The sequence below is a fragment of the Deinococcus sp. genome, assembly GCF_018260405.1.
Taxonomy (GTDB): Bacteria; Deinococcota; Deinococci; order Deinococcales; family Deinococcaceae; genus Deinococcus.
This window is the reverse complement of record NZ_JAGLBG010000163.1, coordinates 1-3,130: the sequence shown is the minus strand read 5'-3', so window position 1 is coordinate 3,130 and position 3,130 is coordinate 1. Positions and strand designations below refer to the sequence as shown.

Here is a 3,130-nt window from a genome sequence, read left to right as displayed (position 1 = left end):
TAAGACTAGGAATATCTACCTTCTGAGACGAGGAATCATTCACCCATTCACATTAAGCTGACTTTGCGGTTGCCCTGGAAGTCAGGGGTAGAAGGACCTATATAGGTTCGGCATGACGACAAGGCCAGGCAAGCGCTGCACGCTCTATACCATGCCTATGATCGCCAATGACCCTTGCTGGCATCCGCTATGACATATGAGTTTGTCATATGGGGTTTTGAATGGTGCCGAGAATGGGACTTGAACCCACACGAGTTGCCTCGACCGATTTTAAGTCGGTTGCGTCTACCCTTCCGCCATCCCGGCTTTTGCCAGCGTTTAGCTTGGCCTCCCGAGTATAAAGGTAAACCCCGCCCTAAAGCGAGGTCTGGTGGTGGAGGTGGGCGGAGTCGAACCGCCGTCCAAGAGTCCATTCAGCGTGCGTCTACGTGTGTATCCTGCTGTTTAATTGTCGGGTTTGTGATCACCAGCAGGCGGGTTTCCACAAACCGTAGCTCCATTTATTTTCGCCTTCAGCTATGGAGACTGGCTTAGGCTAGCCTTCTTTAATTATGGTTCGCGCGACGCCAAAGGCCGGGCTTCGCGGTCACCATCTCACTTAAGCAGCGAGAGCGTATTCAGTGTTGCCAGTTAAATGGCTTTGCCGTTTATTTACGAGGCCAACGGCACCTCGACACGCAACAGCGCCTTCAGTTCCCCTGTCGAAACCGGGTCACCCCCGAGCAAAGTCTGAAGTTCCCTTCAGCCTGCCTAGTCTAACAGGTCATGCCGTATGAAACACTGAGCAAATCCACGTGATCGCCTCATCTGAATGGGGGCTTACTTTGGCCTAGCAGAGACTGCGGAAGCTTCTATGGATGACGCCGTAAGTTGGTGGTAATCAAGTGGCTGCCGGGTGAGGACTAGGTCATCGCCCGGAGCGAACGCGTAGAGTTGGCAACCGCTCGGGCGGTGCAGTCCCGACCGTGCCCTATTCAATTGGCAGTCCGTGTCAGGTGTCTAAAAGTGCTGTCCGCTGAGCATCTCTGGCGTGTGAATCGGCCAGGAGCGACTTTGCTACGCCGCTGCTAAAGCAGGGTTGTGATTTCTCGTGGGATGAAGGGGCTTTGCGGTCAGATACTCAATTCTTGTAATACAGGCTGCTTTACACTCGTTCTATGATTCGTCTAGCCATTTTAGCCGACTTGCACGCGAACCTCGCGGCAACGCTGGCGGTTCATGCCGATATACAGCGGCGTGGAATTTCCGAGATCTGGGTGCTGGGCGACCTCGTGGGCAAGGGGCCGCGCCCACGCGAGGTGGTCGATTGGACTCAGGAATACGCCACGCGCGTTATTCAGGGCAACTGGGATATGCGGGTGGCCGGAGCGACCCACCGTCCCCAGGACCTCTGGCCGCGCAGCAAACTGACGGCGGGGCAGCTGGAGTACCTGGAAAAGCTGCCCTACGGTATCGAGGAGCAGTTCAGTGGAGCCTGGTGGCGCTTTGTCCACGCGAGCAGTAAGGGGCTGTTTCACCGCCTGTATCCGCACAGTAGCCTCAACGATCAGCTGGAAGCGTTCATGCCTCAGCCACGTCTAGGCCTCATGGAGCACGTCGATGCGCTGGTGTACGCCGACATGCATGAGGCCCTGCTGCTGGATGTCGAGGGCCGCCCGATGATCAACTGCGGCAGCGTAGGCAATCCGCTGGACAGCACCCTGCCGTCGTACCTCATTCTGGAATTCGACGAACACAGCCCCGCTCACAGCGCTAGTTTTGTGCGCCTGACGTATAACCGCGACGAGGAAATCAGCACCGCCGAGGCGAGCGACATGCCCTTTATTAAGGAGTACGTGGCGGAACTGCTGACTGGGGCTTACCAGAAACGCCGGACGCACAGTGTGGAGCTTCACAGTGGCCACAGTGGAGCTTAAATACTGGGCGTGCCCTAAGGCGGGTCAGTTCTCCTGTTGAGGGCTGAGGCCGGAGAGTAGACCTAATTGCGCTGCATTTAACATTACGATCTTCCGGAACAGCGCCGGAACCTCTCCATCCACAGTCCAACGTACTTCTGACGGTTCTCGCCCCGCTCAGTTAATCTCAGGATTACCTCCGTTGTACTCAGGACTTCAAATGGTTAATTCGCCCCGCTCACGCATAGCTGCCGCCAGTTTGGATGGTTCGAGCAAGCTGGCCTCGGCCCCGTAACGCTGCTTGACCGCCCGCTGTACCAACCAGATCGCGGCGGCGACTCCGGCCAGGCTAATCAGCAGGCCCGGCACGCGCATGACAGCGTTCACCTCGGCAATCTGCTGGTTAAAGGCGTCCGAGCCGAACTTGGCCGTGACTCGCGCATAATTCACCGCGCTGTTGATCAGGCCGCCGATCAGATCGACCAGGGCAAAGGCCACGGTTGCGCGCGCCAGCCCCCGGTGAATGCCAGGGTCGCGCATGGCCTGCTGGGTGGCGGCGCGGTCGGTATCGTTCTCGCCGATGCTCGCGGCGTCCAGAAAAATGCGGAATAGCGGCACACGGGTGCCCGCACTAATAAGGAACAGAATAGCTGTCAGATAGGAACGGGCGCTGTCTTTGACGGCGTACCAGAAGCCGTCGACGTACCAGAACGCCAGCGCGCCACTCATCAGTGCCCCGGCCCCACCAATCAGGGCCACCGGGCTGACATTGCGGTTGACCAGAATATCCCACATGACGTAGACCACCGGAATGAGGGCCGCCACAAGGTAAGCGCGGATATTTCCAGTCTCACCGCTGCCCAGCAGGCTGGAAATGCCGATGCCCTCGCCCAGAAGATTGGGATTTAAGATCAGAATCGGGATAAGCAGGGTGAAAATCAGGTCCCAGATCGTCCGGGGAATGCGGCGCTTGGGTCTGGCCGGACTGGGAACAGGGGTCGGGGCGGGGGCAGTCATCGAGTGTATTGTCTCACTCGGGCGTTAACGCGTGATGGAATGGACGTGAGTGCATAAATTTACGTGCCTGCGCCCTGTTTATGCTGCTTTTGCCAGTCGCGCACGGCGGCGACCAGAAAGGTGCAGGCCTCGGCACAGGGTAGGCCCCCCGGCACCCCTTCCAGAAAGGTGCGGGTCAGGGGTTCAGCGGCCCACAGGCGGCTGCGCAGGCACTGGCT

The 3,130-nt window shown here is 58.2% G+C and carries 3 protein-coding genes, 1 tRNA gene and 1 other RNA gene; 1 reads left to right on the top strand and 4 read right to left on the bottom strand.

Annotated features, from left to right (window positions below):
* Positions 1-222: 222 nt before the first annotated feature.
* Together QZ269_RS12560 and ssrA are read right to left on the bottom strand one after the other, a co-directional pair.
* A tRNA-Leu gene (locus QZ269_RS12560) sits at positions 223-306 on the bottom strand.
* A gap of 65 nt (positions 307-371) precedes the next feature.
* Positions 372-720: a transfer-messenger RNA gene (gene ssrA / locus QZ269_RS12555) on the bottom strand.
* Positions 721-1,157: 437 nt separating this feature from the next.
* On the opposite strand from ssrA, the gene QZ269_RS12550 reads away from it, so the two are divergent.
* Positions 1,158-1,916, top strand: coding sequence for a metallophosphoesterase (locus tag QZ269_RS12550; RefSeq protein ID WP_291427044.1), 759 nt, complete (start codon positions 1,158-1,160; stop codon positions 1,914-1,916).
* A 195-nt stretch (positions 1,917-2,111) separates the two neighbouring features.
* Here the strand turns inward: QZ269_RS12550 and QZ269_RS12545 are convergent, their stop codons facing one another.
* Positions 2,112-2,912, bottom strand: a complete 801-nt coding sequence (locus QZ269_RS12545; protein WP_291427043.1) for a VC0807 family protein — start codon at positions 2,910-2,912, stop codon at positions 2,112-2,114.
* A 59-nt stretch (positions 2,913-2,971) separates the two neighbouring features.
* Positions 2,972-3,121, bottom strand: coding sequence for a hypothetical protein (locus tag QZ269_RS12540; protein WP_367272303.1), 150 nt, complete (start codon positions 3,119-3,121; stop codon positions 2,972-2,974).
* Positions 3,122-3,130: the final 9 nt, after the last annotated feature.

Excerpts from the sequence above, each read along its gene's own strand:
- QZ269_RS12550 (WP_291427044.1), top strand. The coding sequence starts at position 1,158 with ATGATTCGTCTAGCCATTTTAGCCGACTTGCACGCGAACCTCGCGGCA.
- QZ269_RS12545 (WP_291427043.1), bottom strand. The coding sequence starts at position 2,912 with ATGACTGCCCCCGCCCCGACCCCTGTTCCCAGTCCGGCCAGACCCAAG.